General features: G+C 42.4%; 17 protein-coding genes. 9 read left to right on the forward strand and 8 right to left on the reverse strand.

What is annotated here, in order from left to right; genetic code table 11:
* Positions 1-104 precede the first annotated feature (104 nt).
* From I8752_RS34215 to I8752_RS34225, 3 genes are all read left to right on the forward strand, one after another.
* On the forward strand, positions 105-800 hold the full coding sequence (locus tag I8752_RS34215; protein ID WP_214436614.1) for a rhomboid family intramembrane serine protease: 696 nt from the start codon (positions 105-107) through the stop codon (positions 798-800).
* 248 nt (positions 801-1,048) lie between these two features.
* Positions 1,049-3,622, forward strand: a complete 2,574-nt coding sequence (locus I8752_RS34220; protein ID WP_214436615.1) for a PAS domain S-box protein — start codon at positions 1,049-1,051, stop codon at positions 3,620-3,622.
* A 114-nt stretch (positions 3,623-3,736) separates the two neighbouring features.
* Positions 3,737-4,537 carry a Uma2 family endonuclease gene (locus I8752_RS34225; RefSeq protein ID WP_214436616.1) on the forward strand — a complete coding sequence of 267 codons (801 nt, stop codon included), beginning with the start codon at positions 3,737-3,739 and terminating at the stop codon, positions 4,535-4,537.
* Here the strand turns inward: I8752_RS34225 and I8752_RS34230 are convergent.
* The 3 genes from I8752_RS34230 to I8752_RS34240 all read right to left on the reverse strand — a co-directional run bounded on the left by I8752_RS34230 (position 4,532) and on the right by I8752_RS34240 (position 8,148).
* A complete protein-coding gene (locus I8752_RS34230; protein ID WP_214436617.1) occupies positions 4,532-6,208 on the reverse strand; it encodes a glycosyltransferase family 4 protein in 1,677 nt (558 codons plus the stop codon). The two genes, I8752_RS34225 and I8752_RS34230, sit on opposite strands and share 6 nt — an antisense overlap.
* A gap of 313 nt (positions 6,209-6,521) precedes the next feature.
* Positions 6,522-7,211 carry an SAM-dependent methyltransferase gene (locus I8752_RS34235; protein ID WP_214436618.1) on the reverse strand — a complete coding sequence of 230 codons (690 nt, stop codon included), beginning with the start codon at positions 7,209-7,211 and terminating at the stop codon, positions 6,522-6,524.
* A gap of 145 nt (positions 7,212-7,356) precedes the next feature.
* Positions 7,357-8,148 carry an SAM hydrolase/SAM-dependent halogenase family protein gene (locus tag I8752_RS34240; protein WP_214436619.1) on the reverse strand — a complete coding sequence of 264 codons (792 nt, stop codon included), beginning with the start codon at positions 8,146-8,148 and terminating at the stop codon, positions 7,357-7,359.
* 656 nt (positions 8,149-8,804) lie between these two features.
* On the opposite strand from I8752_RS34240, the gene I8752_RS34245 reads away from it, so the two are divergent.
* From I8752_RS34245 to urtE, 3 genes are all read left to right on the forward strand, one after another.
* Positions 8,805-9,050: a hypothetical protein gene (locus tag I8752_RS34245; RefSeq protein ID WP_225896082.1), complete on the forward strand. Its 246-nt coding sequence runs from the start codon at positions 8,805-8,807 to the stop codon at positions 9,048-9,050.
* A 58-nt stretch (positions 9,051-9,108) separates the two neighbouring features.
* Positions 9,109-9,510, forward strand: a complete 402-nt coding sequence (locus I8752_RS34250; RefSeq protein ID WP_225896086.1) for a type II toxin-antitoxin system VapC family toxin — start codon at positions 9,109-9,111, stop codon at positions 9,508-9,510.
* 137 nt (positions 9,511-9,647) lie between these two features.
* Entirely contained in the window at positions 9,648-10,346 is a 699-nt protein-coding gene (gene urtE, locus I8752_RS34255) for an urea ABC transporter ATP-binding subunit UrtE (RefSeq protein WP_214436620.1), read from the forward strand.
* Between the two features lie 298 nt (positions 10,347-10,644).
* Here the strand turns inward: urtE and I8752_RS34260 are convergent, their stop codons facing one another.
* Positions 10,645-11,670 (reverse strand): ABC transporter permease, encoded by a 1,026-nt coding sequence (locus I8752_RS34260; protein WP_214436621.1) that lies wholly within the window; start codon positions 11,668-11,670, stop codon positions 10,645-10,647.
* 82 nt (positions 11,671-11,752) lie between these two features.
* A complete protein-coding gene (locus tag I8752_RS34265; protein ID WP_214436622.1) occupies positions 11,753-13,405 on the reverse strand; it encodes an ABC transporter substrate-binding protein in 1,653 nt (550 codons plus the stop codon).
* Between the two features lie 340 nt (positions 13,406-13,745).
* Between I8752_RS34265 and I8752_RS34270 the strand changes: the two genes are divergently transcribed.
* Both I8752_RS34270 and I8752_RS34275 read left to right on the forward strand, forming a co-directional pair.
* Positions 13,746-13,922, forward strand: coding sequence for a hypothetical protein (locus tag I8752_RS34270; RefSeq protein ID WP_214436623.1), 177 nt, complete (start codon positions 13,746-13,748; stop codon positions 13,920-13,922).
* Between the two features lie 18 nt (positions 13,923-13,940).
* Complete coding sequence (locus I8752_RS34275) at positions 13,941-14,267, forward strand: hypothetical protein (protein WP_214436624.1); 327 nt, start codon at positions 13,941-13,943, stop codon at positions 14,265-14,267.
* Positions 14,268-14,409: 142 nt separating this feature from the next.
* Here the strand turns inward: I8752_RS34275 and dhaK are convergent, their stop codons facing one another.
* Positions 14,410-15,483 (reverse strand): dihydroxyacetone kinase subunit DhaK, encoded by a 1,074-nt coding sequence (gene dhaK / locus I8752_RS34280; protein ID WP_214436625.1) that lies wholly within the window; start codon positions 15,481-15,483, stop codon positions 14,410-14,412.
* Positions 15,484-15,715: 232 nt separating this feature from the next.
* Positions 15,716-15,937 carry a hypothetical protein gene (locus tag I8752_RS34285; RefSeq protein ID WP_225896083.1) on the reverse strand — a complete coding sequence of 74 codons (222 nt, stop codon included), beginning with the start codon at positions 15,935-15,937 and terminating at the stop codon, positions 15,716-15,718.
* Between the two features lie 270 nt (positions 15,938-16,207).
* On the opposite strand from I8752_RS34285, the gene I8752_RS34290 reads away from it, so the two are divergent.
* On the forward strand, positions 16,208-17,389 hold the full coding sequence (locus tag I8752_RS34290) for a M20 family metallopeptidase (protein ID WP_214436626.1): 1,182 nt from the start codon (positions 16,208-16,210) through the stop codon (positions 17,387-17,389).
* Between the two features lie 58 nt (positions 17,390-17,447).
* On the opposite strand, the gene I8752_RS34295 is transcribed toward I8752_RS34290, so the two are convergent.
* A complete protein-coding gene (locus tag I8752_RS34295; protein ID WP_225896084.1) occupies positions 17,448-18,638 on the reverse strand; it encodes a tyrosine-type recombinase/integrase in 1,191 nt (396 codons plus the stop codon).
* Positions 18,639-18,680: the final 42 nt, after the last annotated feature.

Here is an 18,680-nt window from a genome sequence, read left to right on the forward strand (position 1 = left end):
GAGCAGGGGGAGCAGGGGGAGCAGGGGGGATGAGGGAGAATAATTACTGATTACTGACCACTGACCACTGACCACTGACAACTGACAACTGACAATTAATTTCCATGATTCCTATTTGTGACAACATTCGCACTCGTAGCAAACCAATTATTAATTACTGGCTGATTGGTATTAATATTGCCGCGTTCTTATGGGAACTCAAACTAGAACGGAGTGAGGAATTAGGTTATTTCGTTAGTAATTGGGGTGTAATTCCAGCCCAGATTAATGCAGCTATTACAAATGCATTATTTAATCCCGCAGCTTGGATAGTTGTTTTCTGGCGTTTGTTTTCACTGCTTTTTGCAATGTTTCTCCACGGCAGTTTTAGTCAAATTTTAGGAAATCTGCTATTTTTATGGGTTTTTGGTAAAACTGTAGAAAATTTTCTGGGGGCTAGAAAGTATTTAGGATTATACTTGGTTGCTGGTATTTTGACAGAAATATCACAAATTCTGATTGAACCGAATTTGACAGTACCAATCATTGGGGCGAATGGCGCGATCGCAGCTATTATCGGCGCATACGCGATGAAGTTTCCCCAAACTAAAATTCTTACTATTTTACCGCTGATTATTGTCTATATTCCTATTGAATTGCCAGCTTTTTTCTATTTATTTTGGTGGTTCATCCAACAGTTATTTTACGGCATCGGAAGTTTAAATATTCCTCCTGCTGGTGTAAATGCACCTAGTCTTGCCTATTGGACTCAAATCGTCGGATTATTTGTTGGTATGGCTTTCATGCGTCTTAAGAGATAATATTGCCTTGAATTTATCTAGTTATTAACAGTCCACAATTTGTTATCTACTGCTACATTTTAATAGTGTAAATGCATATGAATTAATCCTAAGACATAAATATAAATATAAATGTTCTGTCTTTTGGATGAAACTTTTATATATCTCACGGTAGATTGAATTTTCTCTTTAAAAACTTCATACTCAGTCAGACATATAGGGCGGTATACCACTTAAGATGGTATTGTTTACTATGAGTTGTATTTCAGATGCCAGACATCAATAAAACTATCTGCGAACTTACTGATGAATTAGCATCTCTACGACACCGTGTTGCCGAGTTAGAGCAATCAGAAATACAGTATCAGCGAAGGCAAGCAACCCTAGAACAGCAAATCACCGAACTCCAAGCCAAACTCGCAACAAAAGACGAAAATTTGTATCTTCAAGTTGCTGAGTGTGATGTAGAACGACAACAGGTAAAAATAGCCCTACAGGAAAGTGAAGACCAACTGAGGTTAGCGCTCAATGCTGCCCATATGGGTTTTTGGGACTGGAATATCATTAACAATAAAGTGATTTGGTCGGAAAATTATGAACTGCTTTTTGGTTTGGTATCGAAAAGTTTAACAAGTACTTATGATGCGTTTTTAAGTTGCGTTCACCCCGAAGACAGGCAATCTGTAATTCAAGTTATTACCCATGCTTTAGAAGAAAAAACTGATTATAGCGATGAATTTCGCGTTGTTTGGTCAGACACAAGTGTTCGTTGGATTTTCGCCAAGGGACAATTTTTTTATGACGAGCAAGGACAGGCGGTGCGGATGATTGGGGTTTGTATGGACATTACAGACCGCAAGCAAGCAACAGAAAGTACCCGCCAATTAACTAATAAGGTTCAAGAACAAGCAAATATTTTAAATTCTATACTTGCGGCATCTGTAGATCGAATTTTTATTTTTAATCGCATGGGTTGCTATCAGTATGTCAGTCATAGTGGAGCCGCCATGCTAGGCTGCAAACAAGAGGATATTATCGGTAAGACTGTGCGAGAACTGGATTTACCTCCAGACTTTATAGACCGAATTGAGAATCAACGCCAAGCTGTGATGGCAACTGGAGAACCAATCACAGATGAGTGGGAATATGTTTTAGCTGATGGGAAGCATTTCTATGAAGATATCCTGACACCATTAAGAAATTTTGACCAAATATATGGTGTGATTATTATCTCTCGTGACATCACAGAACGCAAACGAGTAGAACAGTCATTGCGCGAGAGCGAAGCTAAATTTCGTCGCTTGTTTGAGTCTAACTTAGTCGGAATAGCTTTTTGGTCAGTCGATGGGTTCATTACCGATGCTAATGATGCTTACTTACAACTAGCAGGCTACACTCGTGATGAATTTGCCGCTTTGGAGAAAATCAGTTGGAGACAACTTTCTCCTTGTGAATACGAGCATTTGGACGATCGCGCGATCGCAGAAGCGAAAGCAGTTGGAGTTTCCCGGATTTATGAAAAAGAGTACGTTCACCGCAACGGCAAGCGAGTGCCTATAGTATTGGGAGTAGCGCTACTTAATGATTCCCAACAAAATGGAGTCACCATTGTACTCGATATTTCCGAACGCAAACGAGCCGAACAAGAACGCGATCGCTTGCTTCAAGCAGAACGTTCGGCACGAAAAGAAGCAGAAATTGCCAACCGAATTAAAGATGAGTTTCTAGCTGTTCTCTCCCACGAACTACGAACCCCACTCAACCCGATTATGGGTTGGTCAAAATTACTACGCTCTCGTAAATTTGACGTGGCAACTACTCACCAAGCCTTGGAAACTATCGAACGCAATGCCAAATTACAAACTCAATTAATTGAAGACCTATTAGATGTCTCTCGCATCCTCCAAGGCAAATTAAGCTTAAATGTCTGTCCCGTCAGCTTGGTAATGGTGGTAGAAGCGGCAATCGAGACAGTGCGATTGGCAGCAGAAGCCAAGTCAATTGAAATTAAAACCATAATTGAGCCTGCTTTAGGACAAATTATGGGCGACCCGAATCGGCTTCAGCAAGTGATTTGGAACCTATTATCTAATGCAGTCAAGTTTACACCCACAGGAGGACAAGTAGAAATTCGAGTCGCAGAAGTTGATGGCCAAGCTCAAATTACTGTCAGCGATACAGGTAGGGGAATTACACCAGAATTTTTACCTTATGTATTCGATTACTTTCGTCAGGCTGATGGTACTACTACTCGCAAATTTGGTGGATTAGGTTTAGGATTGGCGATTGTGCGTCAAGTAGTGGAACTGCATGGGGGAACAGTTCAAGCAGAAAGTTTGGGAGAAGGACTAGGTGCAATTTTCACGGTGAAGTTACCGCTGTTGGTCAGAAACGAACAGGTGAGACATGAAGAGAAAGAACCTGTACCTTTTGCACCTCAACCCCGGTTGCTGGCAGATATGCAAATTCTGGTAGTGGACGACGAACCGGATATCCGAGACTTAGTATCCTTTATTTTGCAAGAGTATGGCGTACAAGTCACTGCCGTAACATCAGCCAAAGAAGCACTACAATCGCTGTCTGAATCAATACCAGATGTGTTAATCAGTGATATTGGGATGCCAGAAGTAGACGGCTATATGTTGATGCGACAAGTCAGACAGCGATCGCCCCAACAAGGAGGACAAATACCAGCGATCGCCCTGACAGCTTACGCTGGAGAAATTAATCAGCAGCAAGCGTTAGCAGCCGGATTTCATCTGCACGTATCAAAGCCAGTAGATCCAGAAGTGTTGGTAAAAGCGATCGCTAGCTTGACCAACCCAGAGCAGAATGAAAAATGAAAAATTAATACAGGGTAAGCTTTTCATTGATTTGCTCGTAGTTGTTGACTATTAACGGTCAAAAGTCAACAATTAGTATATAAGTATTAGAAATTCACAAGCTAAGACACAGCCATGTCAGAAATTATCTTAGCTAAACCTAGCGTGGCAATGCCCCCAACCCAGGCAGACCTTCCTTGCGATGACGGTATACCGATGGAAACCCAACGGCACAAAGTCCAAATGGACATGCTTATAGATACCCTATCGCCTTGGTTATCAGCACGGTCTGATGGTTACGTGGGAGGCAATATGTTTGTTTACTTCAGCCTAGCCCAAGTCAAAAACCAAGATTTTCGCGGCCCAGACTTCTTTGCTGTACTGGGAGTACCCAAAAAAGAACGTCTTTCTTGGGTTGTGTGGGAAGAAGGAAAACCTCCTGATGTAGTGATTGAGTTGTTGTCTGAAAGCACCGCAGCCCAAGACAAGAATGAGAAAAAGTTGATTTATCAAAATCTGTTACGCGTCCCGGAATATTTTTGGTTCGACCCTTTCAACTCTGAAGATTGGGCTGGATTTTTTCTCAATCGCGGAGTTTACCAATCCATAGTACCAAATACCAAAAATCAACTTGTCAGTCAATCATTGGGGTTAGCATTAGTACTATGGCAAGGTCACTACAAAGGTATTGATACTACTTGGTTGCGCTGGGCAACTTTGGATGGGGAATTACTGCCAACTGCCCAAGAAATAGCAGATGAGGAACGGCAACGCGCCGACCAAGCACAGCAACGCGCTGACCAAGCACAGCAACGCGCTGACCAAGCACAATCTCAATTAAGACAAGTAGCTATCAATTTATTACAGCAAGGTATGGCATTAGAACAAGTCGTTCAGTTAACAGGTTTATCGGCATCCGAGGTAGAAGAATTATGATGAACCTGCAACACGCAGCACATCAAATTTTATTAGATATAAAAGAGTACGAAGTAAGAGTGTGGGTGAGACATCTGGATGTTGTCTAAGAATTGTTTCAATTGAAAGAGAGCCGTGTTGTGCGATCGCAGCTAACACCGCATCTATATTAGAATTTGCGCTTCTTCTATCTGCACCAAAATTCGTAATCCAATTTTGCCGGAGTTGTTGCCAATGCTCTGGTGTACTCATACTACCAAGTGTTAGCACTAGGTTTGGGGTGGGTGTTGTACTGGTGTAATGGGCAAACAACCTAAAAGGATCGTCACACAAAGGTGCAGGCGGACTATTTGGTAGAACTGGTGTAGAAATGGATGCAGTCGCGCGAATTTCTGCTAATTCTTGCCAGAGATTTTCGTAACTGGCAATTACAACTTTCCAATCGTAAGTTTGCCTCGCCCGCTGTCGTCCGTTCTCTCCTAAGCGCTTTCTCAGTTCGGGATTGACAATCAACTCCACTAATGCTCTTGATGCCGCATCGATATCAACAGCAATTGTCATTGATGAATGAGCAATATAGCCGCTGTAATTCAAACTATCGCTAAGATATCCAAAAGCTAAATCTAGTCCTAACCCCGGTGCAGGCATTAGTGTCGGAACTCGCAAACCATCAATTTCATGACGCACAGATTCTTGATAACCATTCCAGTCTGTAACAATAACAGGTAAACCGGTTGCCATCGCTTCAATTGGTGTCAGTCCAAAAGTTTCTTGAATGTTATCTACTAGGGAAATAAAAATATCTGCGGTAGACCAAATTCCTGCACGAATTTCTGGTTTACGTCCATCGACAAAAATACAATTGACCGAGGGACAAAACATTTGAGCGCTTTCTTTAAAGCTCACTTGCTCTCTTTCATCTTCAAACCAGCCAGCCTGGACAAAATGTATTTTGGTTTTGGTTGCTTGTGCTGCCTTTTCCAAAGCTAAATACATTGGTACGGGGTGTGCTTTAGCATAAAAACACAATCTGCCGACAAACAGCACAACAATTTCATCTTGGGGAATGCCGAGAATTTGACGCAGACTTCTTTTAATGTTCGTACTATTATCGCCCTGGTCAACGGCATCACAATCAACGCCCAGAGGGATAATTGGCAGTTGAATATCAATATTTGGTTTACCACCTGTGCGTTGAGCTAAATATTCAGCCCAAGTATTGAAAAGACGTTCAATAGCAGTCTTCACTGCAACAGAGGTACAAATGAGAGCATCCCAAGACTGAACAGGTGCAATCAGCAAATCGCCAATGCCTTCCATGACTCCTGTACTTGCAATAGTATGAGTCACTCCACAGATACTATATGCCCGTTGTTCGCCAAATCTTCTAGTCCAAGCAACTTTCGATAGTAGAGGATCGGGGTGATAAATTGTCCCTGCTTGTGCAAGTAACTGATGATTGCTGGTGGGTAGCCATTGCACTTGACGAGAACGTTTCATCCAAGGTTGAATGCGCTGGCAAAATTCCGTGAATTCTGTCTGACTATCTGCGTAACAGTAGAGAGAATCAGCCGTTCCATGTTGGACTAAAGCTTTGAGAAATCCTTCACCCGCAGCTTGACGGCCGAGGAGTCTTTTCCCAGAAGTATCATAACCATCTTTTTTATATAAAATTGCGGCAGTATTATTCATATATTAAGATTTTGGGATTAAATCAACCAAGCTGACTTAAAAGTACTGAGTGCTGAGTATTGAGTAAAAATACTAGCACCCAGTCTCAAGTATTTAGTTGCTTTTGATATCATGTCTGGTAAATGACTTGCAATTAAAAATTCTCCCTTGTCCCCGCATCTCCCCATCTCCCTTCGGGTGACGCTCGTACCTCGCTAACGCTGCGCTAACGACGCAAAGCGCCAAGACGGCAAGTGGACTCACCAGGACTGCGACTGCCTCACCGCGTCACTCTTATCGTAACTATTTAGGGGGACATGATATGATTTATTATTCAAGTGACATCTCTGGCAATCTTCAACATTTGATTGCCCCCAAGTTGTAATTCGTATTCAACTTTTTCAATGCTTACTCTGTAATCTTTTGCTTTGTAATATTCTATAATTCCATCTAAATGTGGAGAAGGTTTCAGCATTAAAGTCAGAAGTGGAAATATTCTAACTTCTTGAGCAATACGCAGCATTTCATCAACTGATTTTAAATGAAAATTATAATTTAATTGGTCAGAATATAAAAATAATAAATGCGAACAAAGCGCTATTTCAAATTCTTGGTTTTGGAATTCTAAATTTGGCAATTCACCAATTACATATCTATTGCTCTTTTTGCCATTTTCGTAATCAGAGATAAATTCTTGAATGACTTTTATCCGATTGCTTCGTAAGTCATCTGGAGACTGATGATAGCTCCATACCCAATCATTGGGTGTAGCTTTCATCTGATTAATAATATTGTCAACTACTTCATTAAATCTTTGGAGAATCTCAGCACTAGAAAATTGATACAGCGGATCTACAGAAACTACTCTTTTACCTTGGCGTGTCATTTCTGCGTTAAAGCTTGCAGGCCCATCTCCAATGCCAATAATTCTTTTATTTAAATCTGTATTCGTCAAGTTGAATATTTTTACATATTCATCCATTGACCTCCCAAAAGGGACTACTTTATTTAAAACCATCGCCATAATAATTTACCTCAGTAGAGATTAGAAATCAGTATAATAATGTCTCCCTGACTCCCACTTTTAAAAACAAAGCCTTGTCTAAGACGAAACCTGGGCAACGTCGATATCACTAAAAATGACGCTGGTGTAAGCCAAATAGCCTATATTAGACAATTTGAGTTACTTGCTGATTTACACGGGGACGAGCAAAGCGCTCCCAAGCACTTCCTCCTCGCAGAAATAGCTCTAAAAAGCGTAATGGTTGTGTGGAGTCGCCAACTGACCAACCGGAACTACCAGGGGCAAAGGCCAGAGTTCCTTCAGGCACTTTGAAGCTGCCATCAGAATACACTGCATCACTGACTACATCTCCAATGCGGATCGCAATCTTAGTTTGAGGCTGCAAGTTAACTGTATGCGCCGCAATAGTTGTTTTGATATTGCCGTAGCCATCAATCCAGGCAATTCGATCTGGTGGAACATCTGGGATTTGCTCGCTTTTTAGATTATCTCCCAGAAGGCTAAAATCTTCACGCGCGATCGCCGCCGCCGCTGCCGGAAACACATCCCGCGAACGAAACTGCGAACCACCACGAGAAACGTTGACTACTCGCAACTCCTCGGTATGGTCTTTGATAAAGGAGAGGGTGTAGCCTGCAAAGACACCTACTACTTTGACACCATTAGATAAAAGAGCATAGGTTAACCCTTCACCTTCATTGTCTCGACGGGCTTGTGGATCGTCCTGACGAGGCGCACAGTTGTGATAAATTAAGCGATCGCTAGGCCCTGGGTTGAGTCCCAATTGAGCTATCCAGAAACCTGTTGCCAAGGTACTGAATGGCGGAACCGAAAGTAAATGAATTTGGGCATGGGGAAAAGCAAAAAGCAGACGTTGCGTGACTTCAGTAAATGCTGGGTCTCCTGTACCGTAGTCTGCAATGACGCAGATAAACATTCTGCCCCTCCTTTTGGGTAATAATTAGCAATCAAAACTCAGCAGTCAATCTGCCTCATCAGCAGTCTAAGTGCGATCTCGACTCTATGCAAGCTTTCTTTCCAACATTGAGCGTGAGCGAGTATGAAGAAAGTTTAACTACTGGTAGAGTTTTCGCCCTTGCAACCTGGCGTTCAACAGTCAATACAAAAATTACATCCAGATGAACTGTATCAATTGGTAGTTTAATCGGTTCTCGTCAGGGTAATGGCTGTCGGGTTAGTTGATGGCTGGTGGGTATATCTAAATTTTCCCCAGATAAAAACTGTTCTAACTTCGACTGGGCAGATTCTGGTAATTGTGACATGATGATATTCATACTCCGATATTGGGGTTTTTATAAAGGCGATGGCTGTCTTCTTTGCGGGATTTAGCGATCGCCTTTACCATACTTTCATATTAAAGTATAAAACTATACTAAATAAAGCAGAATTTGAAAAATTTTTATTAATAATTCCCAAGTTTTAACGGAAATAAATTATGCATAATTTTAGTAATATTAGTTACTTACAGTATTTAGATAACAGAGTAAAAACTATTGTTTTAGGAGATTGATTCTGGTCGTGTTAGGAGAAAAGATATAATTGCCCTATCTTGAGTTAAAATAGTTTATTCCTATGAGTCAACTGCTAACACTGGAATTAAGTGATGATGTTTATGCAGCCTTGCAGCAGCAAGCTGATGCGGTTGGGCTTTCGGTAGCAGAATTAATTGTTACATCTCTTACTCAACAGCATGGTCTTCTGACTGGTGCTAACCTACAACCAGAAGCTCACACAGAAGAAGTACTTCAACGGTTACTTAATTATGCAGGTGCAGTTAGCTTGGGTTATGCCACAGGTATAGATAACGAAAGCTATTGATGCTGACTTGGCAAAAGCTTACGCCAATGACTTTTAAGCATTGACAATGTAGATTATACTGCTTGATACGTCAGGATTACTCTGCTTTCTCCATAAAGATGAGCCACAACATGAAAAGGCAGTTGAACTAATTGCTACTACAAGCAGAACTCGACTCACGCACAACTATGTTCTAGCTGAATTAGTGGCCCTAGCATTGGTTCGCGGCTTTTCTCGTTCAACCGTACTTTCATACAGCCTTGAACTAATTGATAATTCAAACGTTCAAATTGTATGGGTAGATCGGCCATTACATCGAGAAGCAATAGATTTATTGTTAGCAAGACAAGATAAAACCTACTCGTTATGTGACGCTGTAAGCTTTGTGCTAATGCGTAGGCAAGGAATTATAGAGGCGTTAACAACTGATAAACACTTTGAACAAGAAGGTTTCACTCGTTTATTACGTTCAGGAGGCTAACACTACGCTACAACAGACAGGCGGGAGTTCCCACTAGTGTTTCAATGGTTGTCTACCATTGCTCAATTGTTAAATAATTCCATCTCGTACAAAAGTATAAAAACTCAATCTTCTTCTCTGGATCTCTGCGTGAGCTAATGCTAAAAATCTCTAACCTTAACGTTTACTACGGCGAAAGCCATATTCTCCGCAATGTAGATTTGAGCGTACCAACTGGGCAAATGGTCTGCTTAATTGGACGCAATGGTGTAGGTAAAACAACTCTACTCAAAACAATTATGGGTTTGCTTAAACCCCGTAGCGGCACAATTAATTTAGCTGAAGAATTAATCAACTCGAAATCTCCAGACCAAAGAGCAAAATTAGGAATTGGTTATGTCCCCCAAGGACGAGAAATTATTCCTCGTTTAACTGTGAAAGAAAATCTGTTGCTGGGGTTAGAAGCCAGACGCAAACCAGTAAAAAAAGCAGAAATTACAGAAGAAGTTTTTAGCTTATTTCCTGTATTAAAAACCATGCTTTCGCGCATGGGTGGCGATTTGAGTGGGGGACAGCAGCAACAACTTGCGATCGCTCGTGCTTTAATGGGACAACCCCAATTACTCGTATTAGATGAACCTACTGAAGGTATTCAACCCTCAATCATCCTAGAAATTGAAGCAGCAGTCCGTCGCATTGTTGAAACCACAGGCATTTCTGTTTTATTGGTAGAGCAACACTTACACTTTGTCCGTCAAGCTGATTATTATTACGCCATGCAAAAAGGCGGTATTGTTGCTTCTGGTTCAACCAATGAACTCAGCCAGGATGTGATTCAAAGGTTTTTGGCAGTTTAATAGTAAGTCTTTGCGCCTCGCCTTTGCGTGAGGCAAAAAAATAATGCAAGACGTATAGCAAAATGCTGAGTGCTGAGTCACCGAAGTTGCAAGGGAGGGAGACCACGCCACTTGCAAATATATTGAAGTTGTTTGCGATCCTTTTCATACGTGCAAAATAAAGACGTTGCATTACAACGTCTTTTTCTACAGGCTAGTTATAGCCGTCGCTAGTAGTGTTAGGACATAAACAGACGAGCAAACCTAGACACAAAAAGACTTTTCACCCAGTCCACAGCTATATTTCTGCCAAGTTGTACTAGTAGCGAATACGCGGATCGACATAAGCATTTAAAATATCAATTAAAATGCTGGCACTAACAACGATCGCCCCAAAAAATACTAGTACGCCTTGGACTGTGGGATAATCGCGATCGCTGATTGCTTGATACAGTCGATTTGCTAACCCCGGCCAAGAAAATGTCACCTCGGTTAAAATCGCTCCTCCTAAAAGAGAAGCAAAGGTTAATCCCAACACCGTAATTACTGGAATTAAAGCATTTTTTAAAGCATGAGAGACTAAAATCTTCTTTTCAGGAATTCCTCTAGCTCTAGCTGCTTCTACATAGTCTGAGCGTAGTGTCTGCTTTAAATTCACCCGCACAATGCGCTCAAAAATTCCACTCAGCAAAAGTCCGAGGGTGAGGCTAGGAAGGGCCAGATGGTGCAAAGAGGCAAAAAACTGATTGAAGTTTCCCCCAAGCAAACTATCAATTGTATACAGCCCAGTAATTTGAGAAGGTGCGGCCAAAGTTGGTGGAAAGCGGTTGGAATTAGGAAACCATCCCAGTTGCACAGAGAAAATTAACTGCAAAAGCATTCCCGCCCAAAACATCGGCAGTGCGTAGGTAATGATACCAAACAACCGCCCGCCGACATCAAAATATGTTCCAGGACGAGAAGCCGAGAGAGTACCAACCAACATCCCGACAATGAGAGCAACTGCCATACTAAATACAGCTAATTCCACTGTCGCTGGAAAATATTGCCCAATTATGTCCCAAACATCTTGTCCGCGACTTGTTAAAGAAGTACCTAAATTAAAGCGCAATATACTTCCCAAATAATTTAGGTACTGTAGCCACAAAGGAAGATTTAAACCAAGTTGTTTTCGCAATTCCTCTTTAGCAGCTTCCGGCGCACGTCCGCCGAGAATTGCATCTGCGGGGTCTCCTGGTGTCGCTCTTAGTAATAGAAATACGATTGTAATAATCGTCAACAGTTGCAGTGGCGCTAAGAGTAAGCGAGAGACAATGTAATATTGTAAAGCTTTTGAGCGAGACATAAGATTAGTTGTCAGTTGTTAGTTGAGACGCGATTAATCGCGTCTGTACAATTGTCAGTTGTCAGTTGTCAGTCAACATTCACTATTTTTTAATTTTTTTGTAAATTAGATTTTGGGTGGGGTCAAGTTGCACGTTGCTCACACCTTTTTGGGCAAATACATAGTCTTTGTTTTGCCATAAGGGAACGTAAGGTACATCAGTAGCTACTTGTGTTTGAATTTCTGCAAAAATTTTCTTACGTGCTTCTGGGTTTAGTTCTTTACGTTGCTGGTCAATTAACTTATTGACAGCTTCACTATAGTAAAATGAACCCTGAGTTTGACTGCCGCCATCTTCGCAGCCTTTAGCAACTGAACCTTTTTGACAAGATAAAAATGGCTGAACGTAATTATCTGGGTCTAAAAAATCTGGATACCAATCAAGTAAAGCCGCTGGATATAAACCTCTGGAAATGTCTTTAAAGAAGGTAGGGCCTTCTACAGTAGTAACTTCAAACTGGATAATGCCATCCATTTTAGTATCAACTAAAGATTTGAGAGTTTGCGCTGCTAAACTGCGCGTAGGCGAACTCGAAGGATACCAAACTTGAATTTTTGCGGGATTTTCTTTGGAAAAACCAGCCCCAGTTAATATTTGTTTAGCTTTATCAAAGTTACCATCACCATATTTATCTTTAAATAATGGCTGGGAAACATCAAACGTAGTGGGAATCATGCTGTACAGCGGATCGGCTTGACCGTATAATACTCGCTGCATAATTAATGGACGATCGACTATTGCCGCGATCGCAGCTCTTACCTCTGGTTTATCTAAAGGCTTTTGATTGCGGTTTAATACCAGATAACTTACCACACTACCCTGAGCGCTAATCGCTTGCCAATCTCCTTTTTTGCCACCGTCTTCTAAGCTGCGAATTTGATCTGGTTCTAAGGATAGGTAAGCTGCATCGACTGCACCTGTACGGAAGGCATTAAACAAGTTGACTGGACTAGTCTGAATTTGGACGTTAACACCTTTATTGGCTGGTTTTTCTCCCCAATACTTGTCAAATACATCTAATCTTAGAGAATCAGTGCCATAAGACCCTAATTTATAAGCGCCAGTCCCCACAAAGATATTTGGCTTAAATTTCCCCGCACCAATTTCGTAAGCTTTCGGCGAAAGTGCACACACTCCAGAAAATGCTAGCAGTGAAGGAAATGCTGCAAAGGGTTTTTTCAGCTTGATTGTTAACTCATTGTCGCCTGTGGCTTGCACCGAGCTGACTATATCGCCTAGTAAAAACGAGGGTTTACCTTTATTTTCAATGAAGCGCTTAATAGTAAATTCCATTGCTTTAGCGTTGAAGGGAGTGCCATCGTGAAAAACTACTCCTTGACGCAAGGGAATGGTATAAGTCAAGCCATCTTGACTGACTTTAGGTAACGCTGTAGCTAATTGCGGCTTAATTACTGTACTACCTGGTTCGTAAGTGTAGAGGCGATCGCTCATATTAAATACTAAACCCAAAGATGCCAATTCATAGGCATCAGCCGGATCTAAAGTTCTCGGCTTGGCTGTTGTACCTATGGTAATGCGACCATCACCCGCTGGAGTAGATGCTGTATTATTTCCCGTAGGCGGAGAATTTCCACCTCCGGTGCAACTAATAACTAAAAATAAACATACACAAAACAAAGATAGGAATTTTGTAATCCGAACCCACCGTCTTGCAGAAAAGGAAAACCAGGTCATATTATTCAGCTTTTTGGAATCAGCGGTCAGTCATTATACTATATATTTGACTCTAATGGCTCCAGTACGCAATTTTTTACAATCAATGCGATCGATTATTGGGTTGCTTCTTTTAATGAGTAAGTTTCTCAAAGCCGTAGCAAAAACATTTGCTACGAACAGAAATTGCTAGACAGATGTTTGATGATGAATTAGATGAAAGTGGGTGCAGGGGTGTAGGTATAGCAAGCGAATTAAAGGTTAGAACATCTTGAAAGCGTGGATGTTAGGAATAGTAATGTTTTACCTCCTGACTTGAAAAAGGGTGTAGGGTGTAGGGTGTAGGGAATATTCCTTTTTCATGCATGGTGATGAAAATTTTTTCATCGGGACTGCCTTCTGCCTTCTACCTTCTGGCTTCCTCAACGCAGTATCCTTAGCAAGAGAAATCGCCATCATGGCTTTATTTACAAACTCATTTTTATATATCATCGACTCAGATGAGGGTGCGATCGCGGATAGCAGATTGAAAGTGTAATAGTGAGAGACTAAAAACGTGAAATATTTCTTTCTTTCTGAAGGATGGACTATTGGCAGAGTGTGGGCATCTGATGGATTGTGGCAGATAACCGCATGGCGACGGCAACCAGATATTCAACGCCTGAATATTTGTTTAGTGGAAAGTAATGAATTACTGTGGCTTTATCGAGTTGAAGAAGTTATTTTGACCGTGGAAGTAAAACCAACAACATCAGCAGCCTCTAGCGATACAATCGGTCAAGTAGTGCTGAAGCGTTTGATGAGTGCCGAACAAGTAATTGAACGCCTAGGTACAGCTGAAACCAGGTGTCATTTGCAAAATTTACAATCGGTGGTTCAGTAAGGCATGAGGGAGCAGAGGAGCAGGGGGAGATGGGGGAGATGAGGGAGACAAGGAAGAACAATTACTCCTGCCTTCTGCCTTCTGCCTCCTAACAACTGACAACTGACAACTGACAACTGACAACTGACAACTGACAAAAATATCAAATTCCCCAGCGTAAACTCGCCGTTTTTACGGGTGCATCCCATAGCTGAATCATCTCGTCATCTAGTTTCAACAAGGTTATCGAACACCCTTGCATTTCCAGCGAAGTGATGTAAGAACCAATGAGGTTTCGCACAATTTGCAGTCCTTGCCGTTCGCAGATTTGGGCTAGTTTGCGATAGACAAGATAAAGTTCAGAAACAGGAGTGCCACCCATACCGTTGACGAAAGCTAACAAGCGATCGCCTTTTTCAAAAGGTGGATCTGTTAGTTCCAAATCTACCCATTCTCCTTGATTTTCATCCCACTCTCTAACTACACGGTGATAAGATGCATCATCAATAATTGTTTGCCCTAAAATCTCAGTCAGTTCATCTACTGATTTGACGGTAATGCGTTCCCTGCCTGGTTCGCCGTGAATGCCAATGCCGATTTCGAGTTCGCGATCGCTTAATTCAAATGTCGGCGTTCCTTTTAGTGGTACGGTGCAAGAAGTCAAGGCAATTCCCATACTCCGCCCGTGTAAATTTACTCGACGGCACAAATCCGCTATTTGTAGCAAATCATAACCCTGCTCGGCTGCCGCACCACAAATTTTTTCTGCAAGTACTGTTGTTCCCACACCCCGCCTTCCTTGGGTATAGAGACTATCTTTCACAGCCACATCGTCATCAATCAAGATATTCAGCACTCGGATACCCTCACTACGGGCTAACTCGGTTGCCATCTCAAAGTTCATGACATCGCCGCTGTAATTCTTCACGATATAAAGAATACCCGCACCCCCGTCTACCTGCTTGGCAGCTGCCAGCATTTGGTCGGGAGTCGGTGAAGTGAAAACCTCTCCCGGACAGGCAGCATCTAGCATTCCTCTGCCGACAAAACCAGCGTGCATTGGTTCGTGCCCGCTGCCACCACCAGAAATAATTGCTACTTTACCTTGTACGGGTGCGTCGGCTCGATAAACAAAAGTCGGGTCATAGTTCGCTTTAATTAAATCGGCATGGGCTGCTGCCATACCCTCTATACTTTCCCGTACAAAGTCTTCCGGCTGATTAATTAGCTTTTTCATAATTCGTAATTCGTAATTAAGACATATAAAACTTACGCACCAACTACGAAAGAATCGTAGACGCGCAAGCGGCTTCTCGCAGAGTACCACAGAGAGAAGTTGCGTGCGGGGGTTCCCCCCGCCCTTGCAAACTTCGGTGGGATCGGAGTACACAGAGTCATGAGAGTTAGAGAGGTATTTTGCGTAAGTTCTAACATACAAATTATTCCTTTATACCCCTGCCTTATTTGACTCAATCATTTTTAAAAATTTCCTCTAGTGTTAGTGCTTTACCAGCTAACTCAGAAGCAAAATCTTTGAGTTTAAAAAGAGTCTCAAATTGGCAACGTTCTAGTTGTCCTTTTTTGGCAGATGACAAGGTTCTTTTATCTAACCCCGTCATGTCTTTAGCTTTTTGAATTGATATATTCTTTTCTTCTGTCCAATAAGGAGAAAGGTCAACGTATTTCGGCATTTTAAAACCTAAAAAATTTTTTCTAAACTTAATTTACTCGTCTGAATATATTTCTGGCGCGTTGATGTGTCTAAAGAAGGCGAAACTTTACAGATTTTTTTCAATTATTATATCATTAATGTACTAACACGTCAAAACGTTAATAAAGGCGATCGCCTTGATGTAATCCCTTATCTTCCTTGTCCCCAAGCCTCTAGTTGTAGAGCAAAAGCATTTTCTTGGTTAACACTTTCTTATCATGGAACAAAGTCCGTAAACTGAAAATGAGCAATGCTGACCCGTATTAAAGATTTAGCTACACAACTAGCGCCTCGCTTAATCGAAATTCGCCGCCACATTCACTCTCACCCAGAACTCAGCGGTCAAGAGTATCAAACAGCTGCCTTTGTTGCTGGTGTCTTGTCTTCCAGTGGTCTTCACGTGCAAGAGGGAGTTGGCAAAACTGGCGTTATTGGAGAAGTGCGAAATACTGGTCAAGATGACCGCTTATTAGCAATTCGCACTGACATGGATGCTTTGCCAATTCACGAACGCACTGGGCTGGAATTTACCTCCCGCGCTGAAGGCATGATGCACGCCTGCGGACATGATGTTCATACCACGGTTGGGTTGGGAACAGCAATGATCCTGTCCCAGATAGCAGAGGAGTTAGGTGGTAAAGTGCGATTTTTATTTCAGCCAGCCGAAGAAATCGCCCAAGGGGCAAGCTGGATGGTAAAAGATGGGGCAATAGAAAAAGTCTCGGCTGTATTAGGGATTCATGTTTTCCCTTCCATACCCGCAGGCTCTATTGGCGTGCGTTACGGTGCTTTGACAGCAGCCGCGGACGATTTAGAGATTCTGATTATTGGAGAATCTGGGCATGGGGCGCGTCCCCATGAGGCGGTTGATGCAATTTGGATTGCCTCGCAAGTGATTACTGCCCTGCAACAGGCAATTAGTCGCACGCAAAATCCTTTGCGTCCTGTAGTATTGAGTATCGGCAAGATTAGTGGTGGTAGAGCGCCGAATGTAATTGCTGATAAGGTGCAGTTGTTAGGAACCGTGCGATCGCTTCACCCCGAAACTCGTGCCCAGCTTCCGAACTGGATTGAAAACATTGTGGCTAATGTTTGCCATGCCTATGGAGCGCATTATCAAGTCAATTATCGGCAAGGTGTCCCCAGCGTGCAAAACGATTATACCCTAACGCAATTATTACAATCATCAGCAGAAGAAGCTTGGAGTAGCGATCGCGTCCAAGTCTTACCCGAACCTTCTCTTGGTGCTGAAGATTTTTCTGTTTATTTAGAACATGTTCCTGGTTCGATGTTTCGTTTAGGTGTAGGCTACAAAGATCGAATTATTAATCACCCATTACACCATCCCGAATTTGAAGTTGATGAAGCTGCGATTATCACCGGGGTTGTAACTATGGCATATACAGCTTACAAATATTTCCAGCAGACATAAACCCCTATAAAATCGAACTTTTTATTGAGAGTATTTGAGTAGCAAGGCATTTTGTAACTTAAAAATCGGGGCATTCGGAATCTACCACGTTCGGGTGACAGTAATGCTTGAGTACCGTTGAAACTTCATCCCCAATCCACAACGCCACGCGATCAGGACTATGACCCATAGCAATCGCCCAGGTAGCAAAAGTGTGGCGAGTTGAGTAGGGCTTGAGGTACGGAAGTTTGCCCAACGCTTCTAATTCGCGCACCACGCCGGGGTAGAAATACTTGCGATTTCCGCTTTTACTCGGTAGTCCGTTCCAAACACGTTGCATGATAGCGGAATTGATTCGCGTGCCTTGTTTGGAGCGAAAAATTAAGTCGTTTGGGTTGTAGTCTTTGAGCGCAGGCCGCATCGCAATCAGCAATTGTTGCAGTCTAGAGCCTTGTTTGGTCGGGAATACTCGCCGCTTGCCGTTTTTAGTTCCTTTTTTGTAGTCACACAAATTACACGATTTACTAATGAGGATGCGGGTAGAATTTGCTTGAATATCTCCCCAGGTGAGAGCGAACGCCTCCCCCAACCGCGCCCCAGTCCAAAACAAAAATTTCACCAAATCGGCATAATGAGCGTGTACCCGGTGCGATTCAAAAGCCTGAATGATTGCATCTCGCTGCTCTAGGGTGTAGGCCCGAGAGTCTTCTTGTTGGGATGAATGTTTGGGCTTTTTGATTTTCAACCGCTCAAAAGGATTGTCAGCAATCAATCCCGAATTTATCGACCACTGGCAGCACTCGCTAAAACTCACTAGTAACTCCCAAGCCATACCGTGAGTCGTATTTTGCAATAGCCAATCTCGAATTTCTGGGGCTGCACTTAAAGACTGGGTGGGAAGCTTATTAATGTATCTAGCGGTGCTTTTGTAGCGAACGGCGATTGTTGTCGGCTCCAGCAGCGCTTTTTTAAATTCGGTGAACTTCTCCCAGAGTTCGCCTAGTTCGTAGGCGTACCCAGAAATTAGCTGTGGCTGAATGATGCTATTTCTAGTCGGCCGAAGCTGGTAGCTAGAAAGCGTCGCGTCGAATCGTTCCAACAATATATCGGTGGCGATGGCATCGCGTCTTAGTCTTGCTAATTCCCGGTTTCTGGGAGTATCGCTTAAGCCAGTCGAGACAAAGAACTGTTTGTCAAAGCCTTTGACCCAAAAACGAATTACCAGCCTATTGGAACGCGGATCTACACTAATCCATTTGTCTTCACTCATCGACATTTTCTGAATACAATGATTGCAACTCCCGCCGCACTG

The sequence above is a fragment of the Dendronalium phyllosphericum CENA369 genome (assembly GCF_016056275.1).
GTDB lineage: Bacteria > Cyanobacteriota > Cyanobacteriia > Cyanobacteriales > Nostocaceae > Dendronalium > Dendronalium phyllosphericum.

Bases quoted from the DNA above. Each gene is read 5' to 3' on its own strand.
- I8752_RS34295 (WP_225896084.1), bottom strand. From the start codon at position 18,638: ATGAGTGAAGACAAATGGATTAGTGTAGATCCGCGTTCCAATAGGCTG.
- I8752_RS34220 (WP_214436615.1), top strand. From the start codon at position 1,049: ATGCCAGACATCAATAAAACTATCTGCGAACTTACTGATGAATTAGCA.
- I8752_RS34245 (WP_225896082.1), top strand. From the start codon at position 8,805: ATGAGTCAACTGCTAACACTGGAATTAAGTGATGATGTTTATGCAGCC.
- I8752_RS34265 (WP_214436622.1), bottom strand. From the start codon at position 13,405: ATGACCTGGTTTTCCTTTTCTGCAAGACGGTGGGTTCGGATTACAAAA.
- urtE (WP_214436620.1), top strand. From the start codon at position 9,648: ATGCTAAAAATCTCTAACCTTAACGTTTACTACGGCGAAAGCCATATT.
- I8752_RS34225 (WP_214436616.1), top strand. From the start codon at position 3,737: ATGTCAGAAATTATCTTAGCTAAACCTAGCGTGGCAATGCCCCCAACC.
- I8752_RS34235 (WP_214436618.1), bottom strand. From the start codon at position 7,211: ATGGCGATGGTTTTAAATAAAGTAGTCCCTTTTGGGAGGTCAATGGAT.
- I8752_RS34290 (WP_214436626.1), top strand. From the start codon at position 16,208: ATGCTGACCCGTATTAAAGATTTAGCTACACAACTAGCGCCTCGCTTA.
- dhaK (WP_214436625.1), bottom strand. From the start codon at position 15,483: ATGAAAAAGCTAATTAATCAGCCGGAAGACTTTGTACGGGAAAGTATA.
- I8752_RS34240 (WP_214436619.1), bottom strand. From the start codon at position 8,148: ATGTTTATCTGCGTCATTGCAGACTACGGTACAGGAGACCCAGCATTT.
- I8752_RS34230 (WP_214436617.1), bottom strand. From the start codon at position 6,208: ATGAATAATACTGCCGCAATTTTATATAAAAAAGATGGTTATGATACT.
- I8752_RS34270 (WP_214436623.1), top strand. From the start codon at position 13,746: ATGCATGGTGATGAAAATTTTTTCATCGGGACTGCCTTCTGCCTTCTA.
- I8752_RS34215 (WP_214436614.1), top strand. From the start codon at position 105: ATGATTCCTATTTGTGACAACATTCGCACTCGTAGCAAACCAATTATT.
- I8752_RS34260 (WP_214436621.1), bottom strand. From the start codon at position 11,670: ATGTCTCGCTCAAAAGCTTTACAATATTACATTGTCTCTCGCTTACTC.
- I8752_RS34285 (WP_225896083.1), bottom strand. From the start codon at position 15,937: ATGCCGAAATACGTTGACCTTTCTCCTTATTGGACAGAAGAAAAGAAT.